Origin of the sequence: Streptococcus sp. HMSC076C09, assembly GCF_001837905.1 — a bacterium.
GTDB lineage: Bacteria > Bacillota > Bacilli > Lactobacillales > Streptococcaceae > Streptococcus > Streptococcus parasanguinis_I.
In genome coordinates this window covers 30,852-48,164 of the sequence record NZ_KV834606.1, presented here as the reverse complement: position 1 = coordinate 48,164, position 17,313 = coordinate 30,852, and the positions used below count along the sequence as shown (strand labels likewise).

Here is a 17,313-nt window from a genome sequence, read left to right as displayed (position 1 = left end):
CTCATTTTTTACTTAAGAGTACTTCAACAGTTATTTTATATTTTCCACTCTTTGAAATACCATTTTCAGAAACAATTTTAAGACGCCCAAAGCGTCGGACACTGACTAAATCATTCAGACCTACAGCATAGCTAACATTGGAAGTAGTAGCATAGTTAACTTTCACTAAACCAGAACTAATCAACTGACTAGCTTGTGAGCGTGAAAGCTTGAAGGTCCCAGCAATCACCTTATCTAACCGATAACTCGACACGAGAATATCTCGCTGCTGGCTTTCTTCCTCTACGATCATTTGTTCAGAGAGAGGAACTTCCCTCAGCTTAACAGGTACCCGAGAAATTTTCTGGATGTGATCCATGAAATAGGGAACAAAACGCTGTTCAACAAATACTTGGATCTTTTCATCACTCGTTAGAATATCTCCAAAGGACTTGCGTTCCACACCTAATTGGTGAACAATGGTCCCCAGTACCTGGGAATGGGTCAAGTGATGAAATTTTGAAGCATAGACCATTTCCAATAGGGCCAGATCAAAGTCACTTGGATCTAATTGGTAATAATCTGGAGCAACAATAACCTTGGCATACTCCATTTTCTGCTCATCGCTGGAAGCAAAGACCTGTAATTGGTAGCTTGCCGCGACATTTCGTAAAATAGTGACCTGATGAGGGTTTAAAAAGCCCGTCACCTCAACAGAATAGCGTTCCACCACTCTTTCAGACAATTCAATACAACGATCAATGAATTCGTGATCTTCGCGATTGAAATGTTGGTAAATCTCTGTCTGTCCCATCGTTTTCTACCCAATCAAAAGTAGGAACAAGCGGGCTAATAACTGATTCATCAAGTTCAAGACCAAAAGTGCTACAAGAACCGTAAAATCCAAGCCCCCAAACTGTAATGGTAACTTTCTAAAAAGGCTCAAAAATGGTTCAACTAGGCGGTGAACCATTTGTCCAAGAGTACTCTGAGGTGCCCCAGGGAACCAAGATAGTAAGGCATAGATGACAAGAATGATGGAATAGATTTGAATGATATTTGATAAGTATTGAAAGATAACCATCTTAACGATTACGTTTCATATCATAGTCAAATTCTGTCACTTCCACATCATTTGGAAGGCGGATATCTTCAATGTTAACAACTACATTAATTGGAGTCAACAAGTACATGGTACTTGCAACACGACGAAGATTTCCTGCTAAAACATAACGAGCCCCATCCAAATAATCTAAACAACGACGTGCTTGTACTTCTGTCATATATTGGAAGTCAATCAAGATACTCTCATTAGATAGTAATAGATCAACAATTTCAGTCGCTTCCTCGTATTTGCGGGGATAGCGTACATCAATGGTAATCTTTTCATCTGTATTCGCACGATTAGCAGCCAATTCACGTTGACGTTCATGCAAACGAGTAATATTTTCAGATGTATTTTTCGTTGTTGAAACAGGTTCCTTCACTGCCGCTGTAGACACTGGAGTCGTAACAGGTGCGACAGGAGTCGGTTTTGGTTTTACTGGTTCTCTTTGACTAATCTGTGGACGTGGAGAAGTCACTTGAGGAGTCGGCTGTGGCTGTGGAACTGGTTGTGTTTCCGCCCCAGCTGCTTTTGCCTCGCGAACTTCTACTTCTTCACCGTCTTCTGTGAAGTAGTCAATAAAGTTGTTAAATTTATCTTTTAATGACATAGTTCTTTCCTATTTAAAAAATGATGTCCCAATTCTAACATAAGTCGCTCCGTTCGCAATGGCTACTTCAAAGTCACGACTCATACCCATACTTAGTTCTGAAAAAGGCATATTTTTTAATTGTTTCTTTTCTAGTTGTTTCTGAAGTTGGTGAGTTTTTGAAAAAATATCCTGCAACTCTTCTTGACTAGCCTCAAAAGGAGCCATCGTCATTAAACCAACAATTTCAATTTTGTCCAGCTGTGCGATTTCCGCTAAAAAATCACCCAGTTCATCGGGTGCAAATCCATGCTTACTTTCTTCTCCAGAAATGTTCACTTGGAGGAAACACTTGATCGGGTGTTCTGCTCGCTTTTGAATTTCTTGAGCCAGCTTCACCGAATCCAAGGCATGAAAGTAATCGACGAGATTGATCACGTCTTTTACTTTCCGCCGTTGGAGGCTCCCAATCAAGTGCCAAGTGAGATCATACTCTTTTAGAGCTTGATACTTTTCTAGGAATTTATCAACACGATTTTCACCGATATGTTGGATACCTGTTTTCACCAGTGCTTCTGTTGTAGCAACATCCACATACTTGGTGACAGCTATCACATTAACTTGATCTTGACGGTTAGCTTTGTTTCTTGCTGTTTCTACTTGTTGCCGAACAAGATCAGCATTCTCTACCAGATTCATGATTAACGATTCCGGAAGAATGGTGGTGTTTCCAATTCATCATCATCTGAAGATGAATCTACGTAACGATCAACTTGATGTGTTGATGTTGGTTCAGTTTGGCGAACGATATTCTCACGACGAATATCCCAATCACCAAAGGCTGAGCCACGGTTTGGTTCTACCGCTGGACGACTTGGAGTTGTTGGCAATTCAACATCTTGTTTCAAATCAAATTCACGGTCAAATGGTGCAGCTTGTGGGCGTTGTTCACGTGGTCCTGTTTTATAAGGACGTTGTGAGGAAGCAATTCCGCTAACGCGTTCTACCTTGTCTTGACGGACACCAGTTGCAACAACCGTCACGCGGATTTCATCTTTAAGAGATTCATCAATAGATGTACCCAACCAGATGTTCACTCCGTGACCTGCAGCTTGGTTCACAATTTCTGAAGCTTCTTCAGCTTCGATCAATGTCATATCCAAACCACCTGTTACGTTGACGATCACGTCTTCTGCACCATCAATTGTAGTTTCAAGAAGTGGAGAGTAAATGGCTTTACGAGCCGCTTCGATAACGCGTTCTTCACCGCTACCAACACCAATACCCATGAGGGCATTTCCTTTGTTTTCCATAACAGTCTTCACGTCTGCAAAGTCAAGGTTGATCAATCCAGGACTTGTGATCAAGTCAGTGATCCCTTGAACACCTTGACGAAGAACGTTATCTGCTTCACTCAAAGCTTCAAGAAGCGGTGTCTTCTTGTCTACAATTTCAAGCAAGTTGTTATTAGAAATAATCAACAATGTATCTACATGTTCGCGAAGTTCGTTGATCCCATCAATAGCGAAGTTACCACGTTTTGACCCCTCAAACCCGAATGGACGAGTGACAACCGCTACTGTCAAAGCACCTACAGCTTTGGCAATACGAGCGATGACTGGTGCAGCACCTGTACCAGATCCTCCACCCATCCCTGCAGTGATGAAGACCATGTCTGCACCTTGCAAAGCTTCTGTTAACACTTCTTCGCTTTCTTCAGCTGCCTTACGACCAACTTCAGGTTGACCTCCAGCACCCAATCCACGAGTCAATTTTGGACCCAATTGGATAACTGTTTCAGCTTTTGCACTTGAAAGTGCTTGAACATCTGTATTAGCTGCGATGAATTCTACACCGGCAACGCCTTCGTCAATCATACGATTGATGGCGTTACCGCCACCGCCACCGACACCGATTACTTTAATTACTGCACCTTGTGCCGCTGCTGTGTCAAATGAAAATGTCATAAATACTTACACTCCTTAATCAAACATATTACCGATCAAATTTTTCATTCGGTCTGTGAATGTAGTTTTTGGTTCTTGTTTGCTATCATTGCTTGCTGCTGGAATTTCTTGAGCATCCACTGGAGATTCAATCTTCTCAGCATTGTATGCAGGTACTACCGGTTGTGCTGGAGCAGCAGGTTGTGGTTGTACTTGTGGTTGAACTGGACGATCAAATTGAATCGGTTGTTGACGCAAGACTTCGTCTCCATGAACCGCAGCCTGAGCAATAATATCCACATCTGTCAAATTGCCTGCATATTCAGACAAGCTAATTACATGGGCAAAAGCTGGATTGCGAATTCCAATTTGATTTGGAACAAACAATTTCACATTTACACCAAAGACTTCTTGAGCCAATTCTTCAACACCAGGAAGGATCGCCCCTCCACCGATAATCACAATACCACCAGGAAGATCCAACAAATGTCTTCTCTCAAGGTCTTGTTTGATTTGCTCAAAGATGTGTTTGATACGTGCTGAAATGATTTCAGCTAAATACTTCTCAGTCACTTCAACTGGCTCTACTTCACCGATGACTTCTACATGGAAGACTTCGTTTCCAGCAGATGGCACATAGGCCTCACCATAGTTGAACTTCAAGCCTTCTGCCAATTTTTGAGAAGTTTTCAATACTTTAGAAATATCTTTGGTAACATAATCGCCACCTTCTTGGTAGATATTTGTAAATTGAAGTTCTTGGCTACGAACAGATGCCACCGTTGTTTGGCCACCACCCATATCGATCACCGTTGCTCCGAATTCACGTTCGCCTTCATTCAAGACTGTTTTGATCATCGCAAGCGGTGAAATGATGATGTTTTCAACTTGTAAGCCTGCACGTTCAACGGTTTTACGCAAATTGTGCAAGATTGTACGAGGTCCTGTATAAAGAAGGCCACGCATTTCAAGTCGGATCCCCATCATTCCGCGTGGATCGCGGATTCCTTGGAAACCATCTACTGTGAATTCTTCAGGAATGAAGGTGATTACTTCACGATCCGGTGTCATACTTTTTGTGAGTGCAGATTTGACAACATTTTCAACATCTGCATCTGTGATTTCTTTCGAATCACTTGTGACTGGAATCATTCCTTGAGTTGCTTCGATTTGTAGTAAGTTTGCAGGCAACCCAACATTGACTAGATTGATTGAAATCCCTGCTTTTTCTTCAGCTTGGCTGATTGCATTTTTAATTGCATTTGAAGCAGCTTCGATATCTACTATAATTCCATCTTTGACGCCAGCACTTTTTGCATTGCTGACTCCAATTACATTCATTTCTCCATTGACATGTTCTGCCACCAATACTTTTATTGAACTAGTACCGATATCTAAACCTGTAAAAAAGCCGTCTCTAGCCATTACACCAGTCCTCTCTCTTTATTTGTTTTCACTTTACATCTATTTATAGCCCTTTTAGTTGGAACTATCCAAACTTCATTATATCACAAAGAAGCCTAAAATGGACATTTTTTCTTCAATTATTTGAGATAATTTATGGGCTTTACTCATTCCCAGAAGAATTCTCTCCTTCTGGATTCTGTTCTGGATTCTGTTCTTGGCTTGCTTCCTCAGAATGTTCTTCTTGCTTTTCTGTACTTTCAGCCTTTCCTTTTTCAGCTTGCTCTTTGGCAGCTGCAATGGATTGTTCACTATAGCTGAATACTCCAGCCTCCATATCAATGGTGGAATCATCGTCTAATTGCTTACTGATCGCCTTATAATAAGGAAGCTTGCGGGTAATTTGGGAAACAGGCACCAAGATTTTATTATCGTTTTTCATAGTGATGGTCACCAGATCCTTGGTGACCTTGCTCGGAGTCAGATCTACCGAAACAATTTTATCCGTAATGGAAGAAGAAATAGACTTCATTTCTTGGACAAATTGTCTAACTAATTCTCGATCTGAGAATTTTAAGCTAATATAGGAGGACGGCAATTCCGAAGCTGGAGTTACTGTCTCCACTACTTCTCCATTTTCCAATACTGGATAGTGGTCTTCTCCCGTCACATAATAGGCAACCACTTTGTGTTCCACGATATTGACTTTAAAGGTCACTGGGAATTGATAATGCATGTGCACTTCTTTGATCCACGGACTAGCCGTTTTCATATTTTGTTCATAGACCGATTTATGAAGGAAGGTCGTCAGAGTATAATCTTCTTCTTTGATGCGACTTTTTTCATACAAGAGTTGCTGATCAACCGCCTTGTTCCCTGAAAATTCAATCACTTTCTGTGTGGACAAGGGACTTAAAAAATAGATTGAGAGAAGGGCGACAATCGAGCTGATTCCGATTACCGGAAGGGCACGATAGATATGGCGTTTTGCCACTGTCGGTTCCTTCTTTGGTTTTTTCGTCTTCAAGCCTTTAAAAAATGAAGGCTTTTTCTCTTGTTTCTCTGAAGGATCTAGCTCCTCTTTAGCCGGATCAACTTCTTCTCCTTCTGAACTTTCTCCATCCGCATCTGGATCCTCTTTGGCCTCAGATTCATCTTCCTCTTCAGACTCTTCTATTTCTTCAGATTCTTCCTCTGAGACAGAAGCTGTTTCTTTTTCTGAAAGGTCTTCGTCTTCTTTTGCTTCTTCGCTTTCAGTTTCCTCTGTCTCAGCTTCTTCCGCTTTTTCAAGCGCTTTTTTTTCTAAATATTCTTTGTTTCTTTTTTGCCAGGCTGACAATTCTGTAATTTTGTCATCCGTTGGCGTTTTTTTATTGTCGTCCGTCATCTTTTCCCTTACTGATATCTTTTTGAAGCAGGCCATAAAAATCGTCTAGTGAAAGGAGTTCTGTCGATTTTTCCATTGCTTGGTGGTAGACTTGGCTTTGCTTCAACATTTCTTGAATGGTTTCATTGAAGGTTTCGAGCGTCAATTGATCTTCCTGCAATTGCTCTGCATAACCTTTATCCACAAAATATTGGGCATTTTCAATCTGATCGCCACGGCTGGCTTCTTTTCCTAGCGGTACAATCAAATGGAGTTTGTTCATAGCTAAGAGCTCAAATAAGGTATTGGCTCCACCCCTAGTCACCACTAAATCAGCCTTTTGGAGCATTGGTAAATACTGATCGGTTACATAATCCACTCGATACAAGCCACCCTCAGCCTGATTCAATGTTGAATCACCCGTCAAATTGATGATATTGTAGTGCTGCAAGAGCTCTGCTTTGTGCTCTGTCACAAATTCATTAAAGACACGCGCACCGGCTGATCCTCCGACAAAGAGAAGGGTCGGCAAGTCTTTTCGGAAACCTTTTGTTTTTTCTTCTAAAACTTCTGAAGTTGGCGGTATATGATCTGTGACCTTGGTTACCGCACCGATATGCTCACTCTTTGTCAAACCATGTGCTTGCTCAAAAGTCGTGTACATCTTGGTAGCAAATTTATAAGCAATTTTATTGGCCAATCCCATAGAAAGATCGGACTCATGGATATAGACAGGAACACGCGTGAGTCGGGCTGCGATCACTGGTGGCACAGAAACAAATCCTCCTTTTGAGAAGAGAACTTGTGGGCGCACACGAAGCAGGATTGCAATGGACTGGAGCGTCCCCCAAGCCACCTTGAACACATCCATCATATTTTGGAAAGAGAAATAGCGGCGCAATTTCCCTGTTGCAATCGAATGGAATCGTACCTCTAATCCAGACTTTTTGATCTCTTGGTATTCGATTCCTTTTTTGTCCCCAATATAATGAACTTCCCATCCATCTTCGATAAATTTTGGAATCAAGAGGAGATTAAGGGTCACATGTCCCACGGTTCCCCCACCAGTAAACATTATTTTTTTCATCTTATTTCAACCCTTTTACTGTAGCAAGGAATTCATCCCCACGCACTTCAAAATTCGGATACATATCCCAGCTGGCATTGGCAGGACTTAAGAGCACAACATCTCCAGGGCTAGCCAAGTCGAAGGCTTTCTTTGTAGCATCTGCCACATCTGTCGCATCGACATAAGGGACGCCTGCTTTATCGGCTGCACGTTTCACTCGAGGAGCTGATTCCCCTAGAATTACCATTTCCTTTAAGCCAGTAATGTGAGGCACCAATTCATCAAATTCATTGCCACGATCGAGCCCCCCTGCAATCAAGATCACCTTGCTGTTATCAAAACCAGAAAGAGCTTTTTGTGTTGCTAGAATATTAGTCGATTTGCTATCATTGTAGAATTTGACACCTTGAATTTCATCCACATATTGAAGACGGTGTTTCACTCCTCCAAAGGCTGACAAGGTTTCTTTAATGACCTCATTCTCCACACCACGGACTTTTGCAACAGCAATCGTTGCCAAGGCATTCTCTACATTGTGACTACCTGGAACGCCCAGTTCATCTGCACGCATGACAGCTTCTCCCTTAAACTTGAGAAGTCCATCTTCCAAATAAGCCCCATCCACTTTTTCAACCGTTGAAAATGGAAGGACCCTTGCCTTGGTTTTTGTAGCGAGTTCCTTGGCCAGGTCTTGGTTGAAGTTCAAGACAATGACATCTTTTTCTGTCATATTCTTTTGAAGATTCCATTTGGCAGCTACATAATTTTCAAAAGAACCATGATAGTCGATATGAGTTGGCATGAGGTTGGTAATCACTGCAATCTCTGGATGGAAGGCTTCAATTCCCATCAATTGGAAAGAAGACAATTCCATGACCAGAACATCCTTTTCTGTTGCTGTTTGTGCAACTTGACTAGCTGGAAAACCGATATTCCCAGACAATAGACCACCTTGGCCGGCAGCCGTCAAGACTTCTCCGATCATGGTTGTTGTCGTCGTTTTTCCGTTTGATCCTGTAATCCCAATAATTGGCGCATCCGAAATCAGATAGGCCAATTCCACTTCAGTGAGGATGGGAATGCCTTTTTCAAGCGCTTTTTCAACCATTGGATTGGAATAAGGGATTCCTGGATTTTTGACCATGACTGCAAAGTCTTCATCCAACAGTTCCAGAGGGTGACCTCCTGTCACAACTTTAATCCCTTCTTCCAGTAAACTTTGTGCTGCTGGATTTTCTTCAAAAGGTTTGCCATCATTGACGGTCACAATCGCTCCTAAGCGATCCAACAAACGGGCAGCTGACTCGCCTGACTTAGCCAAACCTAATACAAGAACCTTTTTATTTTCAAATTGTTTCACAAATTTCATGATTTCTTCGCTCCATTTTTATCACTCTCTATTTTACCTTTTTTTAGCAAAATTAAAAAGCCCAAAGGGCTTTAAAAATCACGTCACCGTTTATTTTTTCTGTTTGGTCGTCATTTTGGAAATATCTACCAAAGCCATGTAGCCAACAAAGGCCAGAAAGGCACCGACAAAAAACTCGGACGGTAGTTGGAATATCTGAAAAATGGCTAGACAAGCAAGGACGATAAAAGAGACGATCAAGACCACCATTGTGACACTGTTTAAGGTACCACGAATACTCTTTGGGGTCATAAAAAGGTAAAAAAGGAGAATCAAAATCCCTAAGATAAAATAGACCATTTTGTTTCTCCTTTCTTTTCGTATTATTCAGCAGCTGCTGATTTTTTCTTTTTATTTGCTTTTTCGCGTTCTGCTTTGTTCAAGATCTGTTTACGCAAACGGATAGATTCAGGTGTTACTTCCATGTACTCATCGTCGTTCAAGAACTCAAGAGATTCTTCCAAGGTCAAGATACGAGGAGTCTTGATAACCGCTGTTTGGTCCTTAGTAGCTGAACGAACGTTGGTCATTTGTTTGGCTTTCGTAATGTTTACGGTCAAGTCGTTCTCACGAGAGTTTTCCCCGATGATCATTCCTTCGTAAACTTCTGTACCTGGATTGACAAAGATCGTACCACGTTCTTCGATAGACATGATAGAGTAAGTGGTTGCTTTTCCGTTATCGATTGAAACAAGAGCACCACGGTGACGTCCACCGATTTCTCCTGGAATCACTGGCAAGTATTGGTCAAAGGTGTGGTTCATGATTCCGTAACCACGTGTCATTGACAAGAACTCTGTTGAGTATCCAATCAAACCACGCGCTGGAACAAGGAAGACCAAACGAGTTTGACCGTTACCAGTTGAGATCATATCCAACATTTCACCTTTACGTTCAGAAAGACTTTGGATAACAGCTCCTTGGTATTCTTCTGGTGTATCGATTTGTACGCGTTCAAACGGTTCGCATTTGACACCATCAATTTCTTTGATGATAACTTCTGGACGAGATACTTGCAATTCGTATCCTTCACGACGCATGGTTTCGATCAAGATAGACAAGTGCAATTCCCCACGTCCTGAAACGGTCCATTTATCAGGTGAATCAGTTGGGTCAACACGAAGAGAGACGTCTGTTTGTAATTCCGCTTGCAAGCGTTCTTCAACTTTACGAGAGGTTACCCATTTTCCTTCGCGACCAGCAAATGGTGAGTTGTTGACCAAGAAGGTCATTTGAAGGGTTGGTTCATCGATGTGAAGGATTGGAAGAGCTTCAACTGCGTCTGTCGGTGTGATGGTTTCTCCAACGAAGATATCTTCCATACCAGAGATAGCGATCAAGTCACCCGCTTTAGCTTCTTGAATTTCACGACGTTCCAAACCAAAGAAACCAAAGAGTTTGGTAACACGGAAGTTCTTAGTCGTTCCATCCAATTTAGAAAGGGTTACTTGGTCCCCAACTTTTACAGTACCACGGAAGACACGTCCGATACCGATACGTCCAACGAAGTCGTTGTAATCAAGCAGGGATACTTGGAATTGAAGAGGCTCATCTGAGTTATCAACTGGAGCTGGGATGTGATCAATGATGGTATCAAAGATCGGTGCCATTGTGTGCTCTTGATCAGCTGGATCATCTGAAAGTGAAGATGTTCCGTTGATCGCTGATGCATAAACAACTGGGAATTCCAATTGGTCATCATCCGCACCCAATTCGATGAAGAGTTCAAGAACTTCATCTACAACTTCTTCTGGACGAGCAGATGGTTTGTCGATTTTGTTGACAACAACGATTGGAACAAGGTCTTGTTCCAAGGCTTTTTTCAATACGAAACGCGTCTGAGGCATGGTTCCTTCGTAGGCATCGACGACCAATACAACCCCATCAACCATTTTCATGATCCGTTCCACTTCTCCACCGAAGTCCGCGTGTCCTGGTGTGTCCATGATATTGATTCGAGTTCCGTTATAAGCAACGGCTGTATTTTTAGCAAGGATCGTGATCCCACGTTCTTTTTCAAGATCGTTTGAGTCCATTGCACGTTCTTGCAATTCTTTACGTTCATCCAAGGTGTGCGATTGTTTCAACAATTCGTCTACCAAGGTTGTTTTACCATGGTCAACGTGGGCAATGATCGCAACGTTACGAATATCTTCTCTTAATTTTGTCATGATTTCCTCTATAAAATTTTAAATAATATTTCTAACTGAACAATTATACCACAGTCCTATCTAAAAAACACAGTTCAGCTAGTTGTAAATGTTTTCATCTTCATTTCTTTTCTCGGACTCGATTTCCTTTTCTTTTCATGATACACTGATGATAAGAATTTCAGAAAAAGAGGCTCTCATGAGATTAGATCAATTGATGGCAGACCATCAGTACGCTCGCAAAGACATCAAACAACTTCTGGCCCGAAGGCAAATCTTGGTCGATCACCTACCAGCTCAAAAGCTATCCCAAAACATCGACCCTGGACTCCAACAGATTCAAATCGGGGAACGAATCATTCAAGAACCGCGTCACCACTACTACATGCTCCATAAACCAATTGGGGCCGTGACTGCCAAAAGAGACGCCCACCATCCAACGGTGATCGAGTTAGTGGACCCCCAGCAAGAGTACCCAGACCTCTATCCACTTGGTCGCCTCGATCGCGATACCAGTGGTCTGCTCCTCCTCACAGATAATGGTCCCTTAGGCTTTCAACTGCTCCATCCTCAATACCATGTGGAGAAAGTCTATGAGGTAGAAGTCAATGGTCCGCTCTATGCAGCCCACATCGAGCAATTTCAGAATGGGATTTCATTCACAGACGGTCCTATCTGCAAGCCTGCCTCCTTGACCATTCTAGAAAGCCGCCCCAGCTACAGCAAGGCCCAAGTCCGGATCTCAGAAGGAAAATACCACCAAGTGAAAAAGATGTTTTTGGCTATTGGAGTCAAAGTAATGACCTTAAAACGCTTGTCTTTTGGCCCCTTCACCTTGGATCCTCAGTTAGCACCTGGCGAAAGCCGACCTTTCAATGAGGTAGAACTCACATGGGTCAAAGACTTCCTTGAAAAAACGAGATAAAAAAGCTCTAACCACACATTTGGTGCAGTTAGAGCTCTTTTTTATTAGGCGTCTTTTTTCACTTTCCCATTCCAAGAATCAAGACCATAAGACAAGACATAAATGTCTGTATAGCCCTGTTTCTTAAGATAGAGAGCCGCATTGGTTACACGCGAACTACGGCTATTTTCATAGAGCAAAATTGGTTTATCTTTACGCAAGGCTGCAAGACTCAACTTCAACTGAGTAGAAGGAATGTTGCGTGCTCCTAAAATATGCTTGGCATGAAACTCAGCTGGCTCTCGCAAGTCAATCAACTGCCCTTTACGAATCAGCTCTTCAAAAGTGGCATTATCCACAAATTTAGCAGCTTTACGGATGCGGAAATAATTAAACGCCATCCATCCAAATGCTCCTAAAATAGCCAACCAAACAATGATATTTCCCATCACTCTACCTCACTCTTTTTCAAAAATTCTAATTCTTGCTTGTGTTCTCTTCTTAAAACGGTATCGGCTTCTAAATAATCGAGCCGCTCCATTAGGCCTGCATCATAAAGACGTTGAAGCTCAATTTTCATCAATTCGATGTCATAGAGGCGCTTCCCCACGTAAATGATGATTCCAAAACGTTTTAAAAATTGTTGAACATCATACAGGTTTTTCATGTTCATTATTGTATCAAATTTAGAAAGGCTTTACAAGATTTTCAAGCAAATGATGACATTTTTCGATTTCTTTACGAATAAATAAGTATGATCAACTTTTATTTTTTTACCATCGGTACTTGCATCGCCTCTTTTTTGGGGCTAGTTGTCGATCGTTTCCCAAACCAATCCATTCTCGCTCCTCGTAGTCATTGTGATCAATGTCAGCACGTCCTTGGAGTTTGGGATCTCATCCCCATTATCTCGCAACTACTCCATCGTTTTCGCTGTCGCTATTGTCATCAGACCTATCCATTTTGGTACTGCCTTTTTGAGATCTGGAGTGGCCTACTCTTTTTAGCCTGCGCCAATGGTTTCCTTTCTCTGCCTCAGCTTCTAACACTACTGGGAGCTGCCGTTTTAGCCATTTATGACCTTCGCTTTATGGAATACCCCTTGGTCATCTGGTGCTGTCTCCATGCCCTGGTCCTCTTTTTATCCGGTAGTAATCTCCTCATGCTGGTCTTTTTACTCCTTGCGATCGGAGCTCACTTTTTCTTTATCGGAATGGGAGCAGGAGATTTTCTCTTACTAGCTACCTTTTCGCTAAGCTTTTCTTCTACCCAGATCCTCATTCTCATTCAGATCGCATCCATCTTAGGCATTCTCGTCTTTGCTCTCAAAAAAGAAAGAGACCGGATTCCCTTTGTTCCCTGTCTCTTTCTCAGTTATCACGCTTTACTGCTTTATACGATGTTTTGCAGATAAATTCTTTTTATTTTGCAGCTTTCGCTTCTAGATAATCGGCGATGGCAGCCACATCCTTATCCCCACGTCCGGAAACATTGATGATGATGATCTTGTCTTTATCCAATTGTGGAGCACGCTTAACCGCTTCTGCAATCGCGTGTGAGCTTTCAATAGCTGGGAGGATCCCTTCTGTCTTACTGAGGAGAAGAAGAGCTTCTACTGCTTCATCATCTGTTGCAGCCACATATTCGACACGACCAGAATCTTTAAAGAAAGCATGCTCTGGACCAACCCCTGGGTAGTCCAAACCAGCAGAGATCGAGTACACTGGCGCTACTTTTCCATCTTCGCCAAAGACTGCATAGGTCTTCATACCATCAACCACACCGATAGTCCCTTTGGTCATGGTCGCTGCGTGTTGATCGGTGTCCAAGCCATGTCCAGCTGCTTCTACCCCAATCAAGCCGACTTCCTCTTCTGCGACATATTCAGAAAAGGCACCGATGGCATTGGAGCCACCACCGACACAGGCAATCACATAGTCCGGCAAACGACCTTCTTTTTCCAAGATTTGACGTTTAGATTCTTCACTGATCACTTTTTGGAATTCATGCACAATAGTTGGGTATGGGTGAGGGCCAACAGCAGAACCCAAAACGTAAAAGGCATCTAGATCCGCCATCCATGCTCCAAAGGCAGCATCAACGGCGTCTTTCAAGGTCTTAGTCCCGGTTTCAACCGCATGAACGGTTGCCCCCATCATTTCCATGCGGAAGACATTCAAGCGTTGGCGTTCCACATCTTCTGCCCCCATGTAGACATCACAGGCCATACCGAACTTAGCTGCCGCAGCTGCTGTAGCTACACCGTGTTGACCGGCTCCTGTTTCAGCAATCACGCGCGTTTTGCCCATGCGTTTAGCCAAGAGGATTTGCCCCAAAACGTTATTCAATTTATGCGAACCTAGGTGATTCAAGTCTTCGCGCTTCAAATAAATTTTTGCCCCACCTAAATGCTCTGTCAAACTTTCCGCAAAGTAGAGCGGTGTTTCCCGACCAGAATAATCTTTCAAATAATGTTTGTATTCTGCGATAAATTCTGGATCATTTTTATACTGTTCAAAGGTTTCCTCTAATTGATTGAGCAAGTTTTGAATCGGTTCAGGTACGAAAGATCCACCAAATTGTCCGAAATAGCCTTTTGTTTCTGTCATGATTGTGTCCTCTTTTCTATATCTTCAATCCTGTTTATGATCTTTTTCTCTCGCGGGTCCTTTGAGCTGCAGTCTCACTGGGTTCCTTTGAGATACAAAAAACCTCACACAGAAAAATCTGTGTGAGGACGATTCGATACCGCGGTGCCACCTCAATTGTAGGAGGCTATTTTTTCTCCTACATCTCTGACCTGTCTAACAACAGGGTGCACGATAAGGTGTGCTCACCGAATTTTTATTGTTTCAAATTCATCATCATAAACGCATCAGCCCATTTCAAGATTCACCACTGCTTGTTCGCAATCACCACAAGCTCCCTGGAAGTGAGAAAAATCTCTACTTTTCTGATGTCTTGAAGCTATTATAGCTCCCGCTTCTGACTTTGTCAACAAAAATTTTAAAAAACGGCTGAAATGTTCGGATTTTACATTTCCCCATTTTTTGCTAGCAATCGTACTCTGAAATACTGAAAGCCTAGATAAGCTAGATAAGCGCCTAAGGTATTGGTCCACAAATCATCTAGCTCAAAGACACGATTAGCATCATACAAGAGGTCTAACAGAACTTGGCTGCATTCAATCCACAAGCTCATCGCAAAGCCGAAGCACAAGACCCGTTTTCGACTCCTCAACCAGGGCCATAGCCAGAGGAGTTGAAAGACCAGCGGACTTAACAAAAAGATATTGGCTACGTTTTGGAGAATAACCTTAATGAGTTGGAGGGCACTGGTGATCTGGCCAAGATTCATCACCGAATTAAGAGGAACCAGCAGGACGACGATGCGACCGAAATGTTGAATACCCGGTGTTTCCATACCTGGCTCTGGCTGTTGGGGCAAAAAACACATCAGACACAAGAGGATAAAATAGAAGAAGCTGCCACTCCGTAACAGCCTTCTTCCTCTTTTTGTTAGTTCTGTATGATCGATCAGCCCTTGTTTAAGGTTGCGCATGTTCAACAATCGCTTTCTCCCGATCCCGTTTCATGGTATTTGAACGCAATTGGCCACAGGCAGCGTCAATATCTGTACCGTGCTCTTGACGCACTACACAGTTAACACCTTGTTTTTTCAAGGTATCATAGAAGGCCATGACCCGTTCTTTTGGACTACGGCTGTATTGGTCATGCTCACTGACAGGATTGTAAGGAATCAAGTTAACATAAGACAATTTCTTGATATTCTTGAGCAATTCTGCCAACTCTAAGGCTTGCTCGACTCCATCATTGACTTCATTCAACATGATGTACTCAAAGGTCACCCGACGGTTCGTAGTCTCAATATAGTATTCAATCGCCGCAAACAATTTTTCAATTGGAAAGGCCCGGTTGATCTTCATGATGCTAGAGCGCAAGTCATTGTTTGGAGCATGAAGAGACACTGCTAAATTGACCTGCACACCTTCATTTGCAAAATCACGAATTTTATGAGCCAAACCAGAAGTTGACACGGTAATATGGCGAGCACCAATCGCTAATCCCTTGTCATCGTTGACCGTCCGGATAAATTTCAAGACATTGTTATAGTTGTCAAATGGTTCTCCGATCCCCATGACAACGATATGGCTGACTCGTTCATCTTGGCCACGTTCGTCAAAGTATTTTTGGACCAACATGATTTGAGACACGATTTCACCATTGTTCAAATCGCGTTGTTTTTTGATCAAACCAGAAGCACAGAAGGTACAACCGATATTGCATCCGACCTGAGTGGTGACACAGACTGACAAGCCATAGTGCTGACGCATCAAGACGGTTTCAATCAACATGCCGTCTGGCAATTCAAAAAGATACTTAACCGTTCCATCTGCTGACTCTTGCACGATCCGTTGCTTGAGTGGGTTGACGACAAACTGATCATTCAACTTCGCAATCAAATCTTTGGATAGATTGGTCATTTCTTCGAAGGACTGGACGCGTTTGCGATAGAGCCATTCCCAGATTTGTGCTGCACGGAATTTCTTTTCGCCGTTTTCTTCCGCCCAATCAATCATATCCTGGCGTGTTAAACTATAAATGGATGGTTTCATTCTTTCTTACTCCTCTTTTTGTCGAATCACAAAATGACGTTTGTTGTCTGTCTTCGTTGTTTTTTTGGTCTCAGCAGACGGTCTTGTTTTTTTCGAGTTATTGGCTGACTGTCCCTTGTCGCGTTCTCGTTTTTGGAAACGATCTTTTTGTTTGCGATTGCGCGAACGCTTCTTCGGCTCTCTTTCTTCTGATTGAGCTTTTTTGACCGGTGATTTCTTATCAAAAGAAGCACGATGGGGCTCCTTATTTTCAAGGACAAAATAAGCACAACCATAGCTACAATATTCTAACAAATAATCGTCTAAGCGACTTAATTTATCCATCGTTGCAACATCGCGCTCTTCCTTATAAAAGCCACGCAAGCGCAACTGCTCATTGCTCCAATCACCAACAATGTAATCAAACTTGGTTAAAATCTCAGAAAATCTCTGACCAAAAACAGTCGCATCAAATGCTTCTTTTTCATTTTTTAACAACTCAAAGGAGAGGTTTTCTGAAAGGATCTGGTCTCCTACCTGACGAAACACAGGTCCAGGAAATTTATTGTAATTATATAATTCAGGGTCAATCTCTTTTCGCATAGTGTTCCTTCATCAAAATCTATTTACTGTAACACTTTATTTTATCATAAATTTGATGACTTGCGTCAGATTTGACTAGAAAAGAGTCGAAATTCCTTTGAGAGCAAAAAGAGAGTGGGATAGAAATCGGTAACTCGTTACAATTCGATTTCGTCGTCCCACCTCCGCACAGTTG

General features: G+C 42.3%; 19 protein-coding genes and 1 other annotated feature. Of the genes, 2 read left to right on the top strand and 17 right to left on the bottom strand.

The annotated features are described in order from the left end of the window. Position 1 precedes the first annotated feature (1 nt). The 11 genes from HMPREF2704_RS00285 to typA all read right to left on the bottom strand — a co-directional run bounded on the left by HMPREF2704_RS00285 (position 2) and on the right by typA (position 11,037). Complete coding sequence (locus HMPREF2704_RS00285; RefSeq protein WP_070673760.1) at positions 2–793, bottom strand: YlmH family RNA-binding protein; 792 nt, start codon at positions 791–793, stop codon at positions 2–4. Between the two features lie 6 nt (positions 794–799). Further along, positions 800–1,063: a YggT family protein gene (locus HMPREF2704_RS00280; RefSeq protein WP_003011858.1), complete on the bottom strand. Its 264-nt coding sequence runs from the start codon at positions 1,061–1,063 to the stop codon at positions 800–802. Between the two features lies 1 nt (position 1,064). Next, positions 1,065–1,694, bottom strand: a complete 630-nt coding sequence (locus HMPREF2704_RS00275; protein ID WP_003005962.1) for a cell division protein SepF — start codon at positions 1,692–1,694, stop codon at positions 1,065–1,067. Between the two features lie 9 nt (positions 1,695–1,703). Further along, entirely contained in the window at positions 1,704–2,372 is a 669-nt protein-coding gene (locus HMPREF2704_RS00270) for a YggS family pyridoxal phosphate-dependent enzyme (protein ID WP_070673759.1), read from the bottom strand. 2 nt (positions 2,373–2,374) lie between these two features. Continuing rightward, positions 2,375–3,640 carry a cell division protein FtsZ gene (gene ftsZ, locus HMPREF2704_RS00265; RefSeq protein ID WP_045759167.1) on the bottom strand — a complete coding sequence of 422 codons (1,266 nt, stop codon included), beginning with the start codon at positions 3,638–3,640 and terminating at the stop codon, positions 2,375–2,377. 15 nt (positions 3,641–3,655) lie between these two features. Continuing rightward, the gene (gene ftsA / locus HMPREF2704_RS00260; RefSeq protein ID WP_003005953.1) at positions 3,656–5,044 is read right to left on the bottom strand and encodes a cell division protein FtsA; all 1,389 of its coding nucleotides are present in this window, start codon (positions 5,042–5,044) and stop codon (positions 3,656–3,658) included. 142 nt (positions 5,045–5,186) lie between these two features. After that, positions 5,187–6,410, bottom strand: a complete 1,224-nt coding sequence (locus tag HMPREF2704_RS00255; protein WP_061591335.1) for a cell division protein FtsQ/DivIB — start codon at positions 6,408–6,410, stop codon at positions 5,187–5,189. Then, positions 6,394–7,476, bottom strand: coding sequence for a UDP-N-acetylglucosamine--N-acetylmuramyl-(pentapeptide) pyrophosphoryl-undecaprenol N-acetylglucosamine transferase (locus tag HMPREF2704_RS00250; RefSeq protein WP_042759943.1), 1,083 nt, complete (start codon positions 7,474–7,476; stop codon positions 6,394–6,396). The genes HMPREF2704_RS00255 and HMPREF2704_RS00250 overlap by 17 nt, the downstream gene beginning before the upstream one ends. 1 nt (position 7,477) lies before the next feature. Then, a complete protein-coding gene (gene murD / locus HMPREF2704_RS00245; protein ID WP_070845304.1) occupies positions 7,478–8,827 on the bottom strand; it encodes a UDP-N-acetylmuramoyl-L-alanine--D-glutamate ligase in 1,350 nt (449 codons plus the stop codon). 90 nt (positions 8,828–8,917) lie between these two features. Continuing rightward, the gene (locus HMPREF2704_RS00240; protein ID WP_024055332.1) at positions 8,918–9,166 is read right to left on the bottom strand and encodes a DUF3165 family protein; all 249 of its coding nucleotides are present in this window, start codon (positions 9,164–9,166) and stop codon (positions 8,918–8,920) included. 23 nt (positions 9,167–9,189) lie between these two features. Further along, positions 9,190–11,037 carry a translational GTPase TypA gene (typA, locus tag HMPREF2704_RS00235; protein ID WP_061591336.1) on the bottom strand — a complete coding sequence of 616 codons (1,848 nt, stop codon included), beginning with the start codon at positions 11,035–11,037 and terminating at the stop codon, positions 9,190–9,192. A gap of 178 nt (positions 11,038–11,215) precedes the next feature. Between typA and HMPREF2704_RS00230 the strand changes: the two genes are divergently transcribed. Continuing rightward, positions 11,216–11,941 carry a 16S rRNA pseudouridine(516) synthase gene (locus HMPREF2704_RS00230; RefSeq protein WP_070845302.1) on the top strand — a complete coding sequence of 242 codons (726 nt, stop codon included), beginning with the start codon at positions 11,216–11,218 and terminating at the stop codon, positions 11,939–11,941. 44 nt (positions 11,942–11,985) lie between these two features. On the opposite strand, the gene HMPREF2704_RS00225 is transcribed toward HMPREF2704_RS00230, so the two are convergent. Both HMPREF2704_RS00225 and HMPREF2704_RS00220 read right to left on the bottom strand, forming a co-directional pair. Continuing rightward, on the bottom strand, positions 11,986–12,369 hold the full coding sequence (locus HMPREF2704_RS00225; protein WP_024055336.1) for a rhodanese-like domain-containing protein: 384 nt from the start codon (positions 12,367–12,369) through the stop codon (positions 11,986–11,988). Continuing rightward, positions 12,369–12,587, bottom strand: coding sequence for a YqgQ family protein (locus HMPREF2704_RS00220; protein ID WP_003017930.1), 219 nt, complete (start codon positions 12,585–12,587; stop codon positions 12,369–12,371). Before HMPREF2704_RS00220 ends, HMPREF2704_RS00225 begins: the two co-directional genes overlap by 1 nt. 87 nt (positions 12,588–12,674) lie before the next feature. Between HMPREF2704_RS00220 and HMPREF2704_RS00215 the strand changes: the two genes are divergently transcribed. Beyond that, complete coding sequence (locus HMPREF2704_RS00215) at positions 12,675–13,334, top strand: prepilin peptidase (RefSeq protein WP_024055337.1); 660 nt, start codon at positions 12,675–12,677, stop codon at positions 13,332–13,334. Positions 13,335–13,341: 7 nt separating this feature from the next. Here the strand turns inward: HMPREF2704_RS00215 and trpB are convergent, their stop codons facing one another. The 4 genes from trpB to HMPREF2704_RS00195 form a co-directional block, all read right to left on the bottom strand. Then, entirely contained in the window at positions 13,342–14,529 is a 1,188-nt protein-coding gene (gene trpB / locus HMPREF2704_RS00210) for a tryptophan synthase subunit beta (protein ID WP_003017923.1), read from the bottom strand. Positions 14,530–14,650: 121 nt separating this feature from the next. Then, positions 14,651–14,886 (bottom strand) — a binding site (T-box leader). Between the two features lie 67 nt (positions 14,887–14,953). After that, positions 14,954–15,481 (bottom strand): VanZ family protein, encoded by a 528-nt coding sequence (locus HMPREF2704_RS00205; protein WP_042760081.1) that lies wholly within the window; start codon positions 15,479–15,481, stop codon positions 14,954–14,956. Then, complete coding sequence (gene rlmN / locus HMPREF2704_RS00200) at positions 15,468–16,556, bottom strand: dual-specificity RNA methyltransferase RlmN (protein ID WP_003005918.1); 1,089 nt, start codon at positions 16,554–16,556, stop codon at positions 15,468–15,470. Before rlmN ends, HMPREF2704_RS00205 begins: the two co-directional genes overlap by 14 nt. Before the next feature lie 6 nt (positions 16,557–16,562). Next, positions 16,563–17,138: a YutD family protein gene (locus HMPREF2704_RS00195; RefSeq protein WP_049474406.1), complete on the bottom strand. Its 576-nt coding sequence runs from the start codon at positions 17,136–17,138 to the stop codon at positions 16,563–16,565. Positions 17,139–17,313: the final 175 nt, after the last annotated feature.

Excerpts from the sequence above, each read along its gene's own strand:
- HMPREF2704_RS00225 (WP_024055336.1), bottom strand. The coding sequence starts at position 12,369 with ATGGGAAATATCATTGTTTGGTTGGCTATTTTAGGAGCATTTGGATGG.
- murD (WP_070845304.1), bottom strand. The coding sequence starts at position 8,827 with ATGAAATTTGTGAAACAATTTGAAAATAAAAAGGTTCTTGTATTAGGT.
- HMPREF2704_RS00280 (WP_003011858.1), bottom strand. The coding sequence starts at position 1,063 with ATGGTTATCTTTCAATACTTATCAAATATCATTCAAATCTATTCCATC.
- HMPREF2704_RS00275 (WP_003005962.1), bottom strand. The coding sequence starts at position 1,694 with ATGTCATTAAAAGATAAATTTAACAACTTTATTGACTACTTCACAGAA.
- HMPREF2704_RS00285 (WP_070673760.1), bottom strand. The coding sequence starts at position 793 with ATGGGACAGACAGAGATTTACCAACATTTCAATCGCGAAGATCACGAA.
- ftsA (WP_003005953.1), bottom strand. The coding sequence starts at position 5,044 with ATGGCTAGAGACGGCTTTTTTACAGGTTTAGATATCGGTACTAGTTCA.
- typA (WP_061591336.1), bottom strand. The coding sequence starts at position 11,037 with ATGACAAAATTAAGAGAAGATATTCGTAACGTTGCGATCATTGCCCAC.
- HMPREF2704_RS00195 (WP_049474406.1), bottom strand. The coding sequence starts at position 17,138 with ATGCGAAAAGAGATTGACCCTGAATTATATAATTACAATAAATTTCCT.
- HMPREF2704_RS00240 (WP_024055332.1), bottom strand. The coding sequence starts at position 9,166 with ATGGTCTATTTTATCTTAGGGATTTTGATTCTCCTTTTTTACCTTTTT.
- HMPREF2704_RS00230 (WP_070845302.1), top strand. The coding sequence starts at position 11,216 with ATGAGATTAGATCAATTGATGGCAGACCATCAGTACGCTCGCAAAGAC.
- HMPREF2704_RS00220 (WP_003017930.1), bottom strand. The coding sequence starts at position 12,587 with ATGAAAAACCTGTATGATGTTCAACAATTTTTAAAACGTTTTGGAATC.
- HMPREF2704_RS00255 (WP_061591335.1), bottom strand. The coding sequence starts at position 6,410 with ATGACGGACGACAATAAAAAAACGCCAACGGATGACAAAATTACAGAA.
- HMPREF2704_RS00215 (WP_024055337.1), top strand. The coding sequence starts at position 12,675 with ATGATCAACTTTTATTTTTTTACCATCGGTACTTGCATCGCCTCTTTT.
- ftsZ (WP_045759167.1), bottom strand. The coding sequence starts at position 3,640 with ATGACATTTTCATTTGACACAGCAGCGGCACAAGGTGCAGTAATTAAA.
- rlmN (WP_003005918.1), bottom strand. The coding sequence starts at position 16,556 with ATGAAACCATCCATTTATAGTTTAACACGCCAGGATATGATTGATTGG.
- trpB (WP_003017923.1), bottom strand. The coding sequence starts at position 14,529 with ATGACAGAAACAAAAGGCTATTTCGGACAATTTGGTGGATCTTTCGTA.
- HMPREF2704_RS00270 (WP_070673759.1), bottom strand. The coding sequence starts at position 2,372 with ATGAATCTGGTAGAGAATGCTGATCTTGTTCGGCAACAAGTAGAAACA.
- HMPREF2704_RS00205 (WP_042760081.1), bottom strand. The coding sequence starts at position 15,481 with ATGCGCAACCTTAAACAAGGGCTGATCGATCATACAGAACTAACAAAA.
- HMPREF2704_RS00250 (WP_042759943.1), bottom strand. The coding sequence starts at position 7,476 with ATGAAAAAAATAATGTTTACTGGTGGGGGAACCGTGGGACATGTGACC.